The 17,287-nt window shown below is 50.5% G+C and carries 16 protein-coding genes; 10 read left to right on the top strand and 6 right to left on the bottom strand.

Annotation, left to right across the window (positions count from 1 at the left end; genetic code table 11):
- The first annotated feature begins 140 nt into the window (after window positions 1–140).
- Together AS151_RS02405 and AS151_RS02395 are read left to right on the top strand one after the other, a co-directional pair.
- Window positions 141–800 carry an L-threonylcarbamoyladenylate synthase gene (locus AS151_RS02405; protein WP_071515475.1) on the top strand — a complete coding sequence of 220 codons (660 nt, stop codon included), beginning with the start codon at window positions 141–143 and terminating at the stop codon, window positions 798–800.
- A gap of 828 nt (window positions 801–1,628) precedes the next feature.
- Window positions 1,629–2,885 (top strand): HetZ-related protein, encoded by a 1,257-nt coding sequence (locus AS151_RS02395; RefSeq protein WP_071515473.1) that lies wholly within the window; start codon window positions 1,629–1,631, stop codon window positions 2,883–2,885.
- A gap of 76 nt (window positions 2,886–2,961) precedes the next feature.
- On the opposite strand, the gene AS151_RS02390 is transcribed toward AS151_RS02395, so the two are convergent.
- Window positions 2,962–3,669, bottom strand: coding sequence for an ATP-binding cassette domain-containing protein (locus AS151_RS02390; RefSeq protein WP_071515478.1), 708 nt, complete (start codon window positions 3,667–3,669; stop codon window positions 2,962–2,964).
- Window positions 3,670–4,075: 406 nt separating this feature from the next.
- On the opposite strand from AS151_RS02390, the gene AS151_RS02385 reads away from it, so the two are divergent.
- The gene (locus tag AS151_RS02385; RefSeq protein ID WP_071515472.1) at window positions 4,076–4,822 is read left to right on the top strand and encodes a PHP domain-containing protein; all 747 of its coding nucleotides are present in this window, start codon (window positions 4,076–4,078) and stop codon (window positions 4,820–4,822) included.
- Between the two features lie 5 nt (window positions 4,823–4,827).
- Here AS151_RS02385 and AS151_RS02380 read toward each other — a convergent pair whose 3' ends face one another.
- Window positions 4,828–6,495: a SpoIID/LytB domain-containing protein gene (locus tag AS151_RS02380; RefSeq protein WP_244532834.1), complete on the bottom strand. Its 1,668-nt coding sequence runs from the start codon at window positions 6,493–6,495 to the stop codon at window positions 4,828–4,830.
- A gap of 169 nt (window positions 6,496–6,664) precedes the next feature.
- Here AS151_RS02380 and AS151_RS02375 point away from each other — a divergent pair, with 169 nt between their 5' ends.
- The 4 genes from AS151_RS02375 (at window position 6,665) to chlP (ending at window position 9,678) form a co-directional block, all read left to right on the top strand.
- Window positions 6,665–6,925, top strand: a complete 261-nt coding sequence (locus AS151_RS02375; RefSeq protein WP_071515471.1) for a sulfiredoxin — start codon at window positions 6,665–6,667, stop codon at window positions 6,923–6,925.
- 82 nt (window positions 6,926–7,007) lie between these two features.
- The gene (locus tag AS151_RS02370; RefSeq protein ID WP_071515470.1) at window positions 7,008–7,493 is read left to right on the top strand and encodes a Dps family protein; all 486 of its coding nucleotides are present in this window, start codon (window positions 7,008–7,010) and stop codon (window positions 7,491–7,493) included.
- 233 nt (window positions 7,494–7,726) lie between these two features.
- Window positions 7,727–8,233: an HNH endonuclease gene (locus AS151_RS02365; RefSeq protein WP_071515469.1), complete on the top strand. Its 507-nt coding sequence runs from the start codon at window positions 7,727–7,729 to the stop codon at window positions 8,231–8,233.
- Window positions 8,234–8,457: 224 nt separating this feature from the next.
- Window positions 8,458–9,678 carry a geranylgeranyl reductase gene (gene chlP, locus AS151_RS02360; RefSeq protein WP_071515468.1) on the top strand — a complete coding sequence of 407 codons (1,221 nt, stop codon included), beginning with the start codon at window positions 8,458–8,460 and terminating at the stop codon, window positions 9,676–9,678.
- A gap of 113 nt (window positions 9,679–9,791) precedes the next feature.
- Here chlP and AS151_RS21875 read toward each other — a convergent pair whose 3' ends face one another.
- On the bottom strand, window positions 9,792–9,944 hold the full coding sequence (locus AS151_RS21875) for a hypothetical protein (protein ID WP_170861287.1): 153 nt from the start codon (window positions 9,942–9,944) through the stop codon (window positions 9,792–9,794).
- A gap of 292 nt (window positions 9,945–10,236) precedes the next feature.
- Here AS151_RS21875 and AS151_RS02355 point away from each other — a divergent pair, with 292 nt between their 5' ends.
- The gene (locus AS151_RS02355) at window positions 10,237–11,232 is read left to right on the top strand and encodes an aldo/keto reductase (protein WP_071515467.1); all 996 of its coding nucleotides are present in this window, start codon (window positions 10,237–10,239) and stop codon (window positions 11,230–11,232) included.
- Window positions 11,233–11,250: 18 nt separating this feature from the next.
- Here AS151_RS02355 and AS151_RS02350 read toward each other — a convergent pair whose 3' ends face one another.
- Entirely contained in the window at window positions 11,251–11,805 is a 555-nt protein-coding gene (locus AS151_RS02350) for a pentapeptide repeat-containing protein (RefSeq protein WP_244532833.1), read from the bottom strand.
- A 262-nt stretch (window positions 11,806–12,067) separates the two neighbouring features.
- Here AS151_RS02350 and AS151_RS02345 point away from each other — a divergent pair, with 262 nt between their 5' ends.
- On the top strand, window positions 12,068–13,606 hold the full coding sequence (locus tag AS151_RS02345; RefSeq protein ID WP_071515466.1) for a SagB/ThcOx family dehydrogenase: 1,539 nt from the start codon (window positions 12,068–12,070) through the stop codon (window positions 13,604–13,606).
- Window positions 13,607–13,830: 224 nt separating this feature from the next.
- Here AS151_RS02345 and AS151_RS02340 read toward each other — a convergent pair whose 3' ends face one another.
- Window positions 13,831–15,192, bottom strand: coding sequence for a response regulator (locus tag AS151_RS02340; protein ID WP_071515465.1), 1,362 nt, complete (start codon window positions 15,190–15,192; stop codon window positions 13,831–13,833).
- A gap of 448 nt (window positions 15,193–15,640) precedes the next feature.
- Window positions 15,641–16,972 carry a response regulator gene (locus AS151_RS02335; RefSeq protein WP_071515464.1) on the bottom strand — a complete coding sequence of 444 codons (1,332 nt, stop codon included), beginning with the start codon at window positions 16,970–16,972 and terminating at the stop codon, window positions 15,641–15,643.
- A 125-nt stretch (window positions 16,973–17,097) separates the two neighbouring features.
- On the opposite strand from AS151_RS02335, the gene AS151_RS22430 reads away from it, so the two are divergent.
- Window positions 17,098–17,287, top strand: a 190-nt coding sequence (locus tag AS151_RS22430) for a hypothetical protein (RefSeq protein WP_211517496.1), incomplete at its 3' end; no start/stop codon positions are given.

The raw sequence follows: 17,287 nt of genomic DNA, 5'->3' as shown, positions 1-17,287 counted from the left end.
ACGTAGCCCCCAAAGGGCTTAGGCTGGTCAGCTACCTGAAGCTGGAGGCATGAAGCCCCCGTGCTTCAGCCGGGGGGTGCTGACCTTCCATTAGGATTGCTATAGATATTATTTATCGATCTCCGGTGGAGACTTCTCTTATGGCTACCAAATATACAATTCATCCAGAAACCCCTCAAATCTATACCATCGATCGCATTGTCAGCGAACTGCGTAACGGGGCGATCGTACTCTATCCTACCGATACCGTTTACGCCATTGGCTGTGATATTAACGTCAAATCCGCCGTTGAAAGAGTTAGACGCATCAAACGACTGTCTAACGACAAACCACTGACGTTTCTTTGTAGTTCCATCTCGAATACAGCCGCCTACGCCCAGGTTTCCGATATCTCCTATCGCATCATGCGGAATTTGGTTCCTGGTCCATATACCTTTCTGCTACCTGCCACCAAGCAAGTTCCCAAAATAGTCATGGATCCCAAACGCAAAACTACTGGGATTCGTATTCCCGATAGCCATGTTTGTCAAGCCCTTTTAAAGGCTTTGGGCAGTCCTATGATTTCCACATCCGCCCATCCCCTACCTCCCGAACTGACCAAATACCACGATATTCCCTTTTTGCAACGAATGGATTTGTTTGACGAACTGGAAAAATTGGTGGATGTGATTGTGGATAACGAACAGGAACAGGGAACTCAAGTGTCTACCATTATCGATTTGACTGGCGATGAAGTGGAAATTGTCCGCAAGGGATTGGGATGGGAAGACGCTGCCGATTTGGTAGCTCAGATTGGTTAGTAGATGCCATTTCCGAGATTTGCCGCCGACAAAAGCAATTTTTTTGGGGACAAAATCTTCGATTTTACAGCAAATTTGGAGATTGTCCGGAACAATTGGCTATTGTTTGTAAATTTTTTCAGGCTTGTCCTGAGCTGGTCGAAGGGCTTGTGTCCTGAACCTGTAATACCCAATCCGACACGTAAAAACCACAAACTTCATTTTAACCATCCCTATTGACAAAGGGAATTACAGCTTGTGCTGAGCTTGACAAAGTAGGGGTTCTGGCTCAGATTTCACGCTTTGGGTATTGCCAGTGCAGATTCCGTGTCGGAGTTTGAAGCTGTATAGGAACCAAACCGGCAAGTTGGCATCTCTGGAAATCGTGCCATGATTTTGCCGGTGGCATTTTCTATGAATATTTGATTGGGTGGACAGCATGCTAGCTGGCACAGTTCCCAGATAGCCAGTTAACCAACTGTCCGTGGGAATTTCTGTTTTCCGATTTGCGGTAACGTTCGCTGGTACGAGCAACCATTTGATAGTCAACCCCCTTGATTGGTGGTGTTTTTGGCTTTGGGAGGGGATCGAGGAAAAACCCAACCGCATCACAGTTGTGCCTAGGACCTGTGCTGTAAGTGTCAACCTAGGGCATCAAACAGTAGCGATAGTGGCAACCTCTGGCTTCCACCGTCTATGTTCGCCCGATAGATTTGAGGTAAAGACAGATGGATAAGTGCATGGTACAGCCAGAACCAAACAATAATAACTGGTTCTGAGCCACCCTAGCAACAAAGTCCAACTGTTATGCAGTCTACTCATCGTGGGTCATCACCCGATCGCTAAATTATGAACGTTAAACTAGCTCAAGACCGCAACTACAACCAAAATTTTGCCGCCAACACGCGAGGGGAACCCAACCCAGCCGCCGCCTCTGCCTCCCCAAGCACTTCGGAAACGCCATCAACGGAATTTCCGGGGGTGGAAAATCCAGAACTGGCTAAAACGTTGGTGCGCCAGTTGCAATCCTCTACCAAGGCGTCTCACCGCCAAATTCGCGAGCTGGCGATACGCATTGCCCGGGAGGTGGAACGAATCTGCCGGCACAGCGATCGCATTCAAAATTCTGGGGAAATCTATGCCTGGCAGCTCAAATTAGCCCGCCACCGCTTGCAAAAATGCCTGACCTACTACAATTTGGGTTCGGTTACCGGTCGTTCGGAGTTGCACAGCCACCTCAGTGCGATTGTTTACCGCCACATTGCGCCTTTACGCTCTAATTTGGGTTTCCAAGGTCGCTACAATTTGATTGAAGATTTTCTGCAAGGGTTCTACATTGAATCCCTACGAGCTTTCCGCCGGGAACACGAAATGCCGGAGGATTACACCCCTCGTACGCGACTGGCGCTGGCGGAATACATGAGCTTTACGGAACAGTATGCCAAACGCCGCATTGGGTTGCCGGGACGCCGCAGCCAGCAGTTAATTTTGCTCCGCGCCCAAGAATTCGCTCAAGGGCAACCGCCGGAAACCACTTTGGATATGGAACTGGCTGGGGAATCTTCTAAAGATGAGGAAGAGGAAGCTCAAAGTCGCTCTAGCGCCATGCAGCAGGTTCGTGCGGCTATGGTTGCCGATACCAAAGACCCGGCGGAAGGGGTACTGCGCGATCGCGTCATTCAAGCTTTAATTGAATATTTGCGCGAACAAGGACAAGAGGATTGTATCGATTATTTGGCGTTAAAATTACAAGATTTGCCAGCGTCGGAAATTGACGAAATTCTCAACCTTTCTCCGCGCAAACGGGATTACTTGCAGCAGCGATTTAAATACCACGTGGAAAAATTCGCCCGTTCTTCCAATTGGAAATTGGTTCACCAATGGTTGGGTGCCGATTTGGAGCAAAATTTGGGGATGTCAGCCAGCCAATGGAAGCAATTTCTATCCCAACTTTCTCCCAACGATCGCCAGCTAATCCAATTCAAATCTCAAAAATCTAGCGATCGCGAAATCGCCGAGACCCTCCAATGTACCCCCAAGCAAGTCCAAAAACGCTGGTCCCGTCTGTTACAACTTGCTTCCCAGTTTCGCAACAATCAAGAATGAATTTTGGAACCGTACCGAGTGTATCGAGCGTGGGAGATATAATTGGTTGTTTTCTCCCATGCTCCGATACCCCTCATCACCCCCAACCAAGATCGGGCATTAAATCGTAAGAACGGTTATCTAACAAATGAGTGGGGTTGCCGCGGGCAACCACTTTTCCTTGAGATAAAACAATTAGCGAATCGCCAATTTCCATGGCTTCGGCTTTGGAGTGGGTCACTAAGATAACTGGAATTTGAAATTTTTGTTGTATATTTTTTAACTGTTTGCGCAAGGGCGATCGCAGTTCGTCGTTAAGGGCGCTGAAAGGTTCGTCTAACAGCAACATGCGCGGATAGGCAGCCAAAGCTCTCGCGATCGCGACCCGCTGGGCTTGACCGCCGGAAAGTTTTTGTACGGAAAACGTTAACAAGTCTTGGATTTCTAACATTTGGGCGAGTTCTTCAATACGCTGGCGCTGGCGCGATTTTGACCAGCGGTGCAAGGCAAAGCCAATATTCTGGGCAACGCTCATGTGGGGAAACAGGGCATATTCCTGAAATACATAGCCGATTTGTCGCTGGTGGGGAGGTAAATCCATCCCACTGCGATCGTCAAATAGAGTTTGCCCGCCCACCACAATCTTCCCGCTATCTGGGGGCAACAAACCCGCGATCGCTTTGAGGGTGGAACTTTTTCCGCATCCCGACGATCCGAACAAAACGGTAATTTCGCAGGCCACCGCAAATTCAATTTCCAAGCAAAATTGGGAACGAAAGGGGTTTTTTCGGGCAGATTGGGGCAAATTTTTCCTAAAAGAAACGTACAGCATGGTGAAAATACCGGATCTCCCTCGAAAATTAACTCAGATAGAAATTGGCAAACCATAAAAAAGACTTTTTGCCCTATTTTGAAATGTTGGGGTCTCTATTGCTGTCTTGAGGGGAACCCTAACCAAAGATGAATCGAATCATTAACAAGACAAATGAGACTTTTTCCCAAAAATCTCGATAAACAGGTGCAATTTCGATCGGAATTGGGGTACTATCAAAATGTAAACTTCCGTAACAAATTGAAGGGGAACGTCAAAAACGACTTTTCCCCAAGCTGGCCAATTGCCACATCGCTTTTGCCGAGGACAATTCAGACATTAGAGCGAACCAGCTAGAGTGCCAAGTTTGTAAAAATAAGCAGTTGCACGGACAGAAACTATGTACGTACCTTTTGCTGAGGCACCGTTTGCCCAAGACCAGATTTTCAATCGCCCCCAAGCAAACGCATCCACGCTAAAAACAGTATTTCAAACCCTACAGGAAAATAGCTGTCCCCTACACTACAATTTCCACATGCACACCGTATATTCCGACGGGCAGTTACTGCCTTCGGAAATAATGCAGCAGGCTGTTGACATCGGTTTGCAAGGATTGGCGATTACCGATCACCACACCACAGGTGGGTATCGTGCGGCCCAACGTTGGTTGCAAGAACAAAGGCAAACCCAAGCAGCAAAACACCACCACGGAGATGGCCAATCCAACTTGCCCCTGCTTTGGTCTGGCATTGAAATCAATGCTGGCTTGTTGGGAACGGAAGTTCACATTCTCGGTTACGGCTTCGATCCCGACCACAGGGCCCTGCAACCCTACCAGCAAGGAGAAGCGGTGACTGGCAGTGCCTATCAAGCCGATCGCGTAGTAGCAGCCATTCATACAGCCGGTGGTTTGGCGGTATTGGCGCATCCAGCGCGCTATCGAGGTGCCTCTGTAGAAGCGTTAATTCCAGAAGCCTATCGTCTGGGATTTGATGGGGTAGAAGCTTACTATGCCTATGGCAATCCTTCTCCCTGGAAACCCACCCCCAAACCCACCCACCAGGTCAAGCAACTCAGCCGTCGATATGGCTTGTTCAACACCTGCGGTACCGATACCCACGGCACCAACATTCTCCAACGCCTGTGAAAATGCTAGTTGCCCGACCAAAAAACAATATCTTCGCTCAAAGGTTGCAGCTGGGTACCGGGGTAGTAAAATGCTAAAATTTCCGCACTGGACCATCCCAGGTTGGCGAGATGGTAGGCACCGTACTGACTTAACCCTACCCCATGTCCGAATCCGCCACCAATGAATTCGTACCCTTGCAATTGCTCTTTTTGGTTGCGAATGGGTTTGATATAAAACAAGGTGCTGATGGGCGGGTAAAAGGCGTTGCGGATTTCATCGGCGGGGATGGAGATGGGACCGCTGTCGGTTTGTACTTCCATTTCTACCACCCGACCAGCGCGCGATCGCTCGGTAATTTCTACTTTCTGGATGCTTTCAAAATCGTGGTTGGGTTGTTTGTGGCGTTGGAGGTATTTTTGCAAAAATTCCGCCATCTCTTCGAGGGAGGTTTTCTCCCGCCAGCGAAACAAGCGCCTTCCCGATTCGTTAAATCCTTTTTTGGTATTGATAAAACGGCGAAAGGTTTCTTCATCCGACAAATCTTGACGGGATAAATTCCAAGCACCGCTGGTGGAGTCTACCACCGCTTGCAGGTAAGGACGGTCCACGCGACCGGGCCAAACATCGCTATAGGGAGCCGTGACGCCGCCGCTGGTGGAAAAGTACAGGGCATCGATGAGTTCGTTTTGGTAGGTTAGCACCAATCCCCGGGTGGCTTGGATGGCGCGGTCGGTGGTGGGGGTGGCGGCGGTCAATCCCCGGTATACCTGACAGTGGGTGTCGGCACACAGCTGGTAATCGTCAATTTGGAAGCGGCGCAGGTTTCGCAGGGCGTAGGTTCTGGCAATCACCGCTTGCGCTTCGATGGCGGCATAGGGGGCTTGACTGCCGATTTCGTAGGGAACCACCCCCCGCAAGTAGGATGCCAACGGTACGTGGTTGACGAGGGTATAGCTGCCGTAGGCGTCGGGTTGCAGGGTGAGGCTGCCGGGGTAGACGTAGTTGCGATCGCCTTCTGCTTGGATAACGCGGATGCGATTGCTGCTGGAGGTAATATCCAGGTGGCGGCGGTGGTAGCGGTAGTTCCCCACCACCCAGGAGGGGGTATGGATTTTTTGAAAGGATTGGGTATCGAGGCTGGGGAGTTCGTGACCTTTGGCTTGTAGGTTTTCTAAAAGCAGGCGTCGCAGTAAAGGGGTATTGTAAATTTCTCGTTTTGCCCACACTTGCCAGATGTTCGCTGGGTGGGCTAATTCTACTTCAATGCCGCGATCGCGCCAGTTGTTGGCACTTTCTTCGGCGCTTTCAAAGCTGCGGTGGCTGGAGAGGACAACCCGTTCTTGGACCAGCGGTGGCGATAGCTCTGTGGTGCCCATCTCAATGGTGACTTCGGCAGTGGTTAGGGTTTTGGTTTCACCATTGCCACCGGTAAATTTTAAGGTTAGCTGCCCGCCGGGAGATTTGAGGGTGAGTTCGTCGCTGGCTTTTTGACCAAAATGCTGCACGATGCCCACTTCTAGTTCTATGTTTTCTGCCCCGTGCGATCGCGTGGCGGTGGCTGCCCAACCGACGGCGACCATGGTGCCCACCGACAGGGTAGTGCGAATGCAGCGAACGGCTATCTGGTGCCAGTTCCCAGACATGCTACCCGCAACGGCGACGGTCTGTTTGACAATGGTGGAAATGGTCATGAACGGTCCCTAACGCCCTTTACCCAGCTGTATATGGTACCAGACGCGGGGGATTTTTGGCAGTGGAAAAAGCGATCGCAATTTTTTGGGGAAAAACTTGCAACTCGAAGTCATTATGAGTACAATCCGATTGAAGGTTGCAAACGGCAACAGGAGGTAGCACTCAAGCATGCGGGTCGAAGAAATTCCTCTCAATCGAATCAAGCGTCCCCTGCCGCGAGCTACGGACAATGCCAAAGTCGAAGCTTTAATGGAATCCATTGCCGAAATTGGTTTGCAAGAACCGATCGAAATCTTGGAAGTAGACGGAGAATACTACGGATTTTCCGGCTGCCATCGTTTTGAAGCGCACCAACGCTTAGGCAAAGAGACCATTCGCTGTCGCATCCGCCGCGCGCCTCGCTCGGTGTTAAACATGCACATGGCATGATGGAGATGGATCCATCAGCCATCTCTGCTGGGAAAAGTTTTTGTCGTTGCTATCTGTACTAGAAATTAACGAGGAGGCATTTATGCCCGAACAAACCAAAGCCCCCATCAACGTTGGATTGAGCGAACCAGACCGTCAGGCCATTGCTGAAGGTCTGTCCAAAATGCTCGCCGACACCTACACCCTCTATCTCAAAACCCACAACTTCCACTGGAACGTCACCGGTCCCATGTTCAATACCTTGCACACCCTATTTGAGCAAGAGTATACCGAACTGGCGACCGCAGTTGATGAAATTGCCGAACGCATTCGTTCCCTCGGATTTCCTGCACCGGGAACCTATGCAGAATTCATCAAACTATCTTCTATTTCCGAAACCGAAGGCGTTCCCAAGGCAGAAGAAATGATTCGCCTGTTGGTAGAAGCCAACGAAACGGTCATTCGCACAGCGCGGGAAACCCTGCAAAAAGCAGAACAAGCCGGCGACGAGTCCACTGTTGACTTGCTGACCCAGCGCATGAGCGTTCACGAGAAAAATGCCTGGATGCTGCGCAGCCACCTAGAATAAAAGTCTGGGCAGATGCCGGCCACAACATCTGTCAAGAAGGATTGACATAAGGTCTCAAATGTGATATGCGGGGCGGACACCGTTCGCCCCGAAGTTTTTTGGATGGTGATGGGTGGATTTTCAGGCCAACCTTCAATTGCTCTGTTTGGGGAAAGCCCATTCCCAGAGAAAGATATAGCTGTGCTACCATTCAGAGAAGGTTTTTCAGTGGAAACGTACACCAGAAGCGATTGATGGCAAAGGTTCTTGTGCTCAATGCCTCGTACGAGCCACTTAATATTACCAGTTGGCGTAGGGCAGTGGTGCTCGTTCTTAAAGGCAAAGCGGAAAAAATTGAATACAATGGCAAAAGTGTTTACCCGGACTTTCCGTTACCGACCGTGATTCGGTTGCGATACTATGTCCGGGTTCCTTATAAGGATATTCCGCTGACCCGGCGCAATATCCTTTATCGCGATGGCAATGCCTGCCAATATTGCGGCTATTCCGGTAACGATTTGACCCTCGACCACGTGGTGCCGCGATCGCGCGGTGGTGGCGAACAGTGGGAAAACATCGTCACCGCCTGCGTGCGCTGTAACGTCAAAAAAGGTAGCCGTACCCCGGAAGAAGCTGACATGCCGTTGCGGCAACGCCCGCGAAAACCCCACAGCAGTCTCTATTTTGAAGTGGACAAATACATTAAAAGTGGCAAGCACCAAGAATGGCAAAAATATTTAATCGGTGGCAAACCGCGTTGATGAAACCCCTTTCGCCCGAGCAAAGGGGTTTTTTTCATGGAAGTTCCATCCGGTGTTTGCTACATATTTCTCAATCTTTTATAGAATCTTACCCCGATATAATGTAAAAAAATGTAAAACTGTGTTTCATTTTTTTCACAAATCCCCCCAAACGATTAAGGGAAGCAAAAAGCCGTGCTACCATACGTTTCCAGGTTGTATAAGCAAGCATTTGGGAGAATATTTTGGTACTGAGGGTTGCTGTTGTTGGCGGAGGTCCAGCCGGTTCTTCGACGGCTGAGATCTTAGCAAAAGCCGGTATAGAAACTTACCTATTCGAGCGCAAACTCGATAACGCCAAACCCTGTGGTGGCGCTATTCCGTTGTGCATGGTAGGTGAGTTTGACTTACCCCCGGAGATTATCGACCGCAAGGTGAGAAACATGAAAATGATCTCGCCTTCCAACATCCAGGTTGATATTCACCTACCCAAAGAAGATGAATATATTGGCATGTGCCGCCGGGAAGTTTTGGATAGCTTCCTGCGCGATCGCGCTGCCAAATTGGGTGCCCACCTGATTAACGGCACCATTAACAAACTAGATATCCCCAATAGCGATACCGAACCCTATACATTACACTATATCGACCACAGCAACGGCCAGCACGACGGCACCGTCAACAGCTTGCAAGTGGATATGGTGGTGGGTGCCGATGGTGCCAACTCTCGGGTTGCGAAGGCGATTGAAGCGGGGGATTACAACTACGCGATCGCGTTCCAAGAGCGCATGCGCCTGCCCGAAGAGCAAATGAACTACTACCAAGACCTGGCGGAGATGTACGTGGGCAACGACGTTTCCCCAGACTTCTATGCTTGGGTCTTCCCCAAATACGACCACGTAGCCGTGGGCACCGGCACCATGAAGGCAAACAAAGCCAAAATCAAAGACCTGCAAGCTGGCATTCGCGCCCGGGCAGCCAATCGTCTGGTAGACGGGCAAATTATTAAAGTAGAAGCCCACCCCATTCCCGAACATCCTCGCCCCCGGCGGGTGCGCGGTCGCGTGGCTTTGGTTGGTGATGCTGCCGGAACGGTGACCAAGTCTTCCGGGGAAGGCATTTATTTCGCTGCCAAATCCGGCCGCATGTGTGCCGAAACCATTGTAGAAGTTTCTGAAGGTGGCAAGCGCATTCCCAGGGAAGACGAACTAAAACTGTACCTGCAACGCTGGGATCGGAAATACGGCATGACCTACAAAGTGCTGGATCTGTTGCAACGGGTCTTTTACCGTTCCGACGCCACCCGGGAAGCCTTTGTGGAAATGTGTTCCGACCTAGATGTGCAAAGGCTCACCTTTGATAGCTACCTGTACAAAACTGTGGTTCCTGCCAATCCTTTGGTGCAGTTAAAAATTACCGCTAAAACTGTAGGTAGCCTGCTGCGGGGCAATGCCTTAGCGCCTTAGAAAGTCCCATGCAAAACTAAGAACAAGCCTTCTTTTGGAAACTGGAGAACCCCCCAAGCACGGCGCTCGGGGGGTTTTCTGTACCATCTGCTCCTACGGCGTCTACCCTGAGCCTAACCGATCGCTTGGATCCACTGCGGAACGTGGGCGATGCCATTTCCCAATTTTTCTAAGAAGAAGGGAATGGGGTAAGGCTTCGGCAGCACGCTATAAACGGCGTAGAGCGAACGTACAAGTACAAAGGCTTGTTCTTGTATTGCCGACATATTTAGTTTTTCAGATGCGTCGTTTTCTACTGATAGGCAGCACCGTCACGCGCTGACTGTGTGGCAGGTATAGCTTGGTTTTGCGGCGATATCTCCTCACGGCGATCGCCCAACCCACGGTCCAACCAAGCATACCCGATACAGGTTCAAGAACGAACGTTGAATGCTGCTGCCTCTTATTATATAATAAATATTAAATTTTACCACCCGTAGAAATACGGAATTTTGAACGTTTGCCAGTCAAAACCTGTGTTCGTTCCAGCTGCCAGACTCGCTAATTTGGAGGTTTCGCGTGAATCGGAGAATTGCCAGACGTCGTTTTTTGCTGGCCTTGGCCGGCTTGACAGGCGGCGTTATTGTTGCTAAAGGAAACTCCCACCAGGAAATGTCCGCAAGCAGCCCCACCAACCCAGCCACCAACCAATCCAATTCCCCTACTGCCATGCCCATGCGAGCGTTGGGTCGTACCGGTGTCACCATACCAGTGTTGGGATTGGGCGGTGCTGGCAAAACCCCCCTTTCCTGGGACAACCACGAAGCAGAAGCGATCGCAATTTTAGAAAAAGCTTGGGCATTGGGGATTCGCTACTTCGATACCGCCGCCAGCTACGGACCCAGCGAAGGCTATTTGGGAAAATTCCTCCCCTCTCGCCAATCAGAAGCCTCGATCGCCACCAAAACCGCCAAACGCGATCGCGATGGTGCCTGGCGGGAACTGGAGCGATCGCTGCGGCGACTCAACGTAGAAACCATCGACCTGTGGCAACTGCACCACGTTTCCTTCCCCGAAGAAGTAGATACCATTTTGGGTGCCAACGGCGCTGCCCAAGCCATAGAAGAGGCACAAGAACAAGGATTGGTACGCTTTAGCGGCATTACCGGGCACCACGAACCGGATGTGATTGCCGATGCTCTGCGACGCTATCCCTTTGACGTCACCCTGATTCCCGTGAACGCCGCCGAAAAACACCATCCCCGCTCCTTCACCACCCGAGTACTCCCCGTTGCCCAAAAACAGGGGGTAGCCGCGATCGCCATGAAAGTCCCTGCTTACGGACGTTTGTTGCAACCAGGGGTACTCGAAGGCATGCACGAAGCCCTGGGCTATACCCTTTCCCAACCCGGCGTCAGCGGTGCGATCGTAGCTGCGGAAACCCCCGAACAGTTGCAAGCCAACGTGGAAACCGCCCGTCAGTTTCAACCCCTCACCAACGCCCAACTGGAAGACATCGAAGCCCGCACCGCCAGCAATTGGGAGACCTATACCTTTTTCCGGTCTTGGACATAAATTGTTTTGCCAATCCCTTCAAGAAAGCTTGCCCTGGAAATAGCCATCTGGATAGCGGGTTCTCGCATCGGGGTAGGTACCAGTAAAATCTACCAGGCGCGCTTGGAAAAAATTGCTGCCGGCAAGAATAGCTCCAGTGAGGTGGGCGCGTTCCAAATTGGCGCGGCTTAAGTCGGCGTCGCTGAGATTGGCATTGGTTAGATCGGCTCGGTACAAATTCGCCCGTTGCAAGTTAGCCCCCCGCAAATCAGCACCGCGGAGGTTGGCGTAGCGCAAACTAGCCCGGCAGAGATTCGCCCCCACCAGGCGCGCGTGGGAAAAATCCACATGGTGGAGCAAGGCATCCCCCAGCTGGGCTTGGTACAAATCTGCGTGGGAAAAATCGGCATAGGAAAGTTTGGCATAGGGGAAATAAACCCTCTGTAACTGGCTGCCTTGCAAGTTGATGCGGCGCAAATCTGCCTCAAACAAATTGGCTTCCCTTAGTTCCATCCCCCGAAAATCTCGTTTTCCTTGGGCATATTCATCAAGCAATTCCTTTACGTTCACATGTGGCATATCAACTGCAGTCATTGACGAACAAACCAGATGCCAGGGCACCCACTGCTTCGCCGGCAACGGGCGAACGTTTATTGTAGATTTGTGCCTAGCCCCCATGCAAAAATGTACGATAAGTGTAAAGAAAAATTACGCAAATTTCACGATCCCTTTAGATTCTTGCCTGGGCATTTTCCCAAAGCAGCAGAAGTTTCCACGCTTGGGAAATCGCTAGACTAGACCTAGCGGCAAAAATCAGTCGAATCCAAAACCAACCATTTTGCTGGCGGAGATGGCTATGACCAATACCAACTTTTCGATCGCCCAACACTACCACCAACGCACCAAATACGACCCCGAAACCCTACAAAAACGCAAAAAAACCCTGGATTGGTCGCAACAACCAACGCCGTTTAAGGAGTATAAAATTGGTACAACCATATCGTTGAAAGATTACGTCAACACTTCCCAAGCGGAATTGGGCGGCGATCGCGAACAGATTTGGTGGCAGCGGTTGTCGCGCTTGCTGTACGAAACCTACGGGTTGACGGCGAAGGTGGAAACGGTTACCGGCGAACCGGTGTACCTGCGCGCGGCACCTTCGGCGGGGGGATTGTATCCGGCGGAAATTTATTTAATTGCCCGGGGCCATGCCTACATGAAACCGGGGTTGTACCACTACCAGCCCAAAAACCATTCTTTGGTGCATTTTTGGGAAAGCGAGGTTTGGCAGCAGTTGCAAAATGCTTGTTTTTGGTATCCCACCCTTTCCGATACCCAACTGGCGCTGGTGGTGACCTCGGTATTTTTCCGTTCCCAGTGGCGCTACGAAGACAGAGCTTACCGTCGGATTTTGCTGGATACCGGTCATTTGTTGGGGAATTTGGAACTTGCTGGTGCGATCGCGGATTTTCGCCCCCACCTCATTGGCGGATTTGCCGATCGCCAGGTAAACAACCTGCTGTTTCTCAATGCGGAACAAGAGGGCGCGATCGCGGTGGCAGCCATTGCCGATCGCTTGGAGTTGCAGCAAAATTTACCCCCAGTGCGTACGGCTTTGCCCTCTCTCTCCCAAACCGAATATCCCGATTTGGCGGATGGCGAATTGCTCTCGGCTTTGCACCAGGCAACTCAAATCGAAACCGAACCCGCAAAACTTTCCTGGAAACCCACCAGCGAAACCGAACAGCGGGCAGACAAATACAATTTTCCCTTTTGTACCAAAGTCTCTACCGCCACCCAACCCATCAACTGGGGCGAGGATTTGCAAGATTTGGAAAAAACTATTCTCAAGCGCCGTTCCACCCGACGCTACAGTGGCGAAGAAATTTCTTTAGAAGAGCTGCGTAGAGTCCTGCATTTTACCTACCATCCCCAGGATTACATCACCCAGGGCTTCGACCGAGAACCGGATTATTTCGATTTAAGTTTGGTGTCCACGTTTTTGGCCGTACAAGGAATCGGCGATTTGGAGGATGGTTGTTACTACTACGCGCCCAAGGCCCAGGAATTGCGGCAAATTCGCTTTAAAAACTTCCGCGAGGACCTGCACTATCTCTGTTTGGGGCAAGATTTGGGCAAGGATGCAGCGGCGGTAATTTTCCACACAGCCGATCTGTCGAAAGCGATTGAAAAGTACGGCGATCGCGCTTATCGATACCTGCATCTGGATGCCGGTCACCTGGGGCAGCGCCTCAATTTGGCAGCCATTTACCTGAACTTGGGCGTCAGCGGTATTGCTGGCTTTTTCGACGACCAAGTCAACGAAGTTTTGGGCATTCCCATCGACGAAGCTGTCCTGTACATTACCACGTTAGGGCGGCCCATTACGAAATAAAGACGGGAGCTTGAAAGCTCTGCCTCTTTCCCAGCAGGGATGAAAAGCGACCCGTGCGCGGTCCCCATTAAAAATACGTCCACCACAGGGCGGAAAAACGCTCGCCGAGGGTTCCTGTTCGCCGGGGATGGGCTAGCTCTGTTCGCGAATCTCTTCACAGGCACACCCAACGAAGCGAGAATCTCACGCGTTCTATTGGTGGGAGTGGCCATGCTATCGCCTAGCTAAACTTCCATATCCCTAGGCAGGGGAAATCCCAGCTGTTGCTGGCAGCGACGCAGGTGGTAGGCAGCGATGGCATCCTCGCGATCGCAGTGGACCACTTGCTGGAAATACTGGGAAGCCGTTTGGTAATCCTTGCATTGCCAAGCGTTCACCCCCAGTTCATAGGTGGGTTGCGTATTGATTTTCTTGTTTTCAATCGCATAATCGCTATTGCCCAGCAGTTCGTATAAGTTGACGCTGTGGTGTTTGCCGTTGGGAATGACGCAATCCAACCAGCGGTACATAAAACGATTCTCTACGGTGATGTTATCGCTATCGATCCCCAGCAGGCGATTAATGGTGGCTTCGCTGGCAATGGTATTGCACTGGTATAGTTTGGTCAGCTCTTCCAAACGGGAGGCGGTGTTAACCACATCACCAATCACCGTCGGTTCCATGCGCAGCGAAGACCCCACCGTTCCCATGACCGCGTTGCCTGTATGAATGCCAATTCCCACCCGCAAGGGTTGCTGCAGGTTGTAGAGGCCGCGCTGTTGGTTAAACTGAGCCAGCTGTTGCTGCATCATCACGGCTGCGTTGGCGGCATCGCTGGCATGGCAGGATTTTTCCTCAAAAACTGCCATCAGGGCATCCCCCATGAATTTATCGATGAATCCCTGGTTGTGTTCGATGGCTTGATGCATGGAGGTAAAAAAGACGTTCAGCCAGGCGAGGGTTTGGCTGGGCAGCTGGGATTCGGTAATGGCGGTAAAACCGCGAATATCGCAGATGAGAACGCTGATTTCTTCTTCCCTGGCGCTGCCGAGTTGGATGGAGTCAACGCCTTTGGGGGCAATGCGCTGCAGCAGTTGTTCGGGAACAAATAGGTGGAATTTTTCTGCAAGAGATTGGTTGATTTTCCAGGCGGTATCCATTTGCCGCTTGACTTGCGCTTGTAGTTGCTGGCGGCTTTCTACCTCCGCTGCTTGTTCGCGTATTCGATGCAGCCGCAACGTACTGGCAACTTTGGCGAGCAATAGTTCCATGTGGATAGGTTTGGTTAGGTAGTCGTCTCCCATCATTTGCAAACCTTTGATACGAGATTCCTCGTCGTCTAAGGCGGTTAAGAAAATAACTGGAATGGTTTGTAAGTCTTTGGTGGTTCGCATCTTTTGACAAACTTCAAACCCATCCATGTCTGGCATCATGACATCTAGCAAGACTAAGGCGGGTTTGGACTTCTCAGCCATGGCTAAGGCCTCTTTGCCAGAAGAAGCGGATGCTGTGGTGTATCCTGCATCTTGCAAGATTTTCTCTAGCAACATGATATTGCTAGGAACGTCATCGACGAGCAGTATGTATGAAGAGGACTTTTTTAGCATAACGATGCCTGCAACCAGTGTTTTCTCGGAGATTTCAACCACGCACGCAGATGGAAATGTTCTAGCCATGCCACTATAGTGGCACCTCTAGTCGAAATTAGAGACGCGCAAAAACCACCTATGCAGTCATTGTTTCTAGCAAACCTGACTTTATGCTTTAGAAACCCGGTTTTGAACGCTTTTTTTAAATGGCGAAATCTGTAAGAGTTTGATAGACGCTTGAATTTTGAACGGAGCCGATTTCAGTAAAATCCCTGAGAATGGGTAAAATCTGACGGGGCAGTTTCCCAGATAACCGCACAAACCACCAAAAAAAGCAGGCTCTAACTCGGGGTGGTGGCGAGCAGATTTACAAAATCATTACAATTCCTACTCTACTATAACTGTAACTTTCTAGGAAAAACCGGAAAATCTTTATAATTTATTTATATTACTGCTTGACATTTGGTTAATCTTTTGGGTGCTGCTGGGCTTGCAATTGACCTTGACAGCGCTTTTTATGATATGCAGCCACTGGGTCTTGGGGATGACGATCGCATATTTTTTCCCAGGTAGCCAAAGCTTGTTCGTAATTTCCCTGATGCCAAGCCTCTACGGCGGCTTCGTAAGTGGCTTGGGTTTCTACTTTGATCGGATCGAGAACATACTCAGAAGTACCGAGAATCTCGTATAAATCTAAAGCTTCTTGTTTGCCTGTAGGAATCACCCGGTCCAACCAACGATAACAAAAGCCATCTTTATTTGTCAAAGCAGCGATCGTGGTTTCGCTGGCAATTAACGGACAGCCGTACACCTTGGTTAAATGTTCCAGGCGCGACGCCGTATTCACCACATCACCAATCACCGTTGGTTCCATACGCAATTGCGACCCCAACGCGCCAATGGCGGCTTTGCCGGTGTGAATCCCAATCCCTACGCGCAAGGGCGATTGTAGGTGATAGGCTTGGTGGTCTTGGTTGAACCCGGCAATTTGCTGCTGCATGGTGGCAGCCGCTTGTAGGGCATCGGTGGCGTGGCAGGTGTTGCGGTCGAATACTGCCAGCAAGGCATCCCCCATAAATTTATCAATAAATCCAGAATGGGCATCGATGGCTTGGCTCATTTGCGAGAAAAATTCGTTGAGCCAGTGAATGGTCTCGCTGGGGGGTTGGGTTTCGGTAATAGCGGTAAAATCACGAATATCGCACAGCAAAACGCTGACTTCTTCTTCCGTGGCATTGCCCAGTTGAATGGACTCTACCCCTTTAGGGGCAATGCGTTGCATCAGGGCTTCTGGCACGAACAAGCGGAATTTTTCCGTAAGGGCCTGATTGATGGTCCAAGCTGCTTCCATTTGCCGCTTGACTTGTTCGGTTACCTGACGGCGAGTTTCCACTTGCGTTGCTTTTTGGCGCAAGCGATACAATCTAAGGGTACTGGCAATTTTCGTCAGGAGCAGGTCTGTATCGATGGGTTTGGTTAAATAATCGTCGCCCATGACCTGCAACCCTTTTAAGCGGGAGCTGTCGTCGTCTAAAGCCGTTAGGAAAATAATGGGTACGGTTTGCAAGCTGGGGGTGTTGCGCAAGTGCTGGCAAACTTCAAAGCCATCCATCCCCGGCATCATAATATCGAGAACGATCAGTTCGGGGAGGGATTTTTGGGCAAATTCTAAAGCTTGATAGCCCGAGGAGGCAGAAACCACTTCGTAGCCTTCTGCTTGTAAAATTTCTTCCAACAAAAAAAGATTGCTGGCATCGTCATCGACGAGGAGAATATAATGAGAGTTGGTGGGCATCATAGAACCAGCTGATGCGATCGCAATGAAACAGCACTATAGAACGACGGACAACTTGGGGAGAGTGGGATCAAAGGAGCCATGTCTGGTTTTCCCATCTCCCTTTGATTTCAATAGGGAAACATTGGTTGGTCGAACATTGGTTCTGCCTGTGGTTTTCCGGCAGCTGGGGATGGTACTTCTATCTTAGCTCAAAGGGTTATAGAAGAGAAGCTATTTTTCCATTGCTACCCCCTCACGGAAAATACCTCGATACGTTTGGAAGCCCTGTCGCTTTAGCGCAGGGAGGAAAAACGAACGGCGACTTTAGTCGCCTAT

It is taken from the genome of Geitlerinema sp. PCC 9228, assembly GCF_001870905.1.
Taxonomy (GTDB): domain Bacteria; phylum Cyanobacteriota; class Cyanobacteriia; order Cyanobacteriales; family PCC-9228; genus PCC-9228.
The sequence above is the reverse complement of the archived record's forward strand: the minus strand, read 5'-3'. Positions and strand labels throughout refer to the sequence as shown.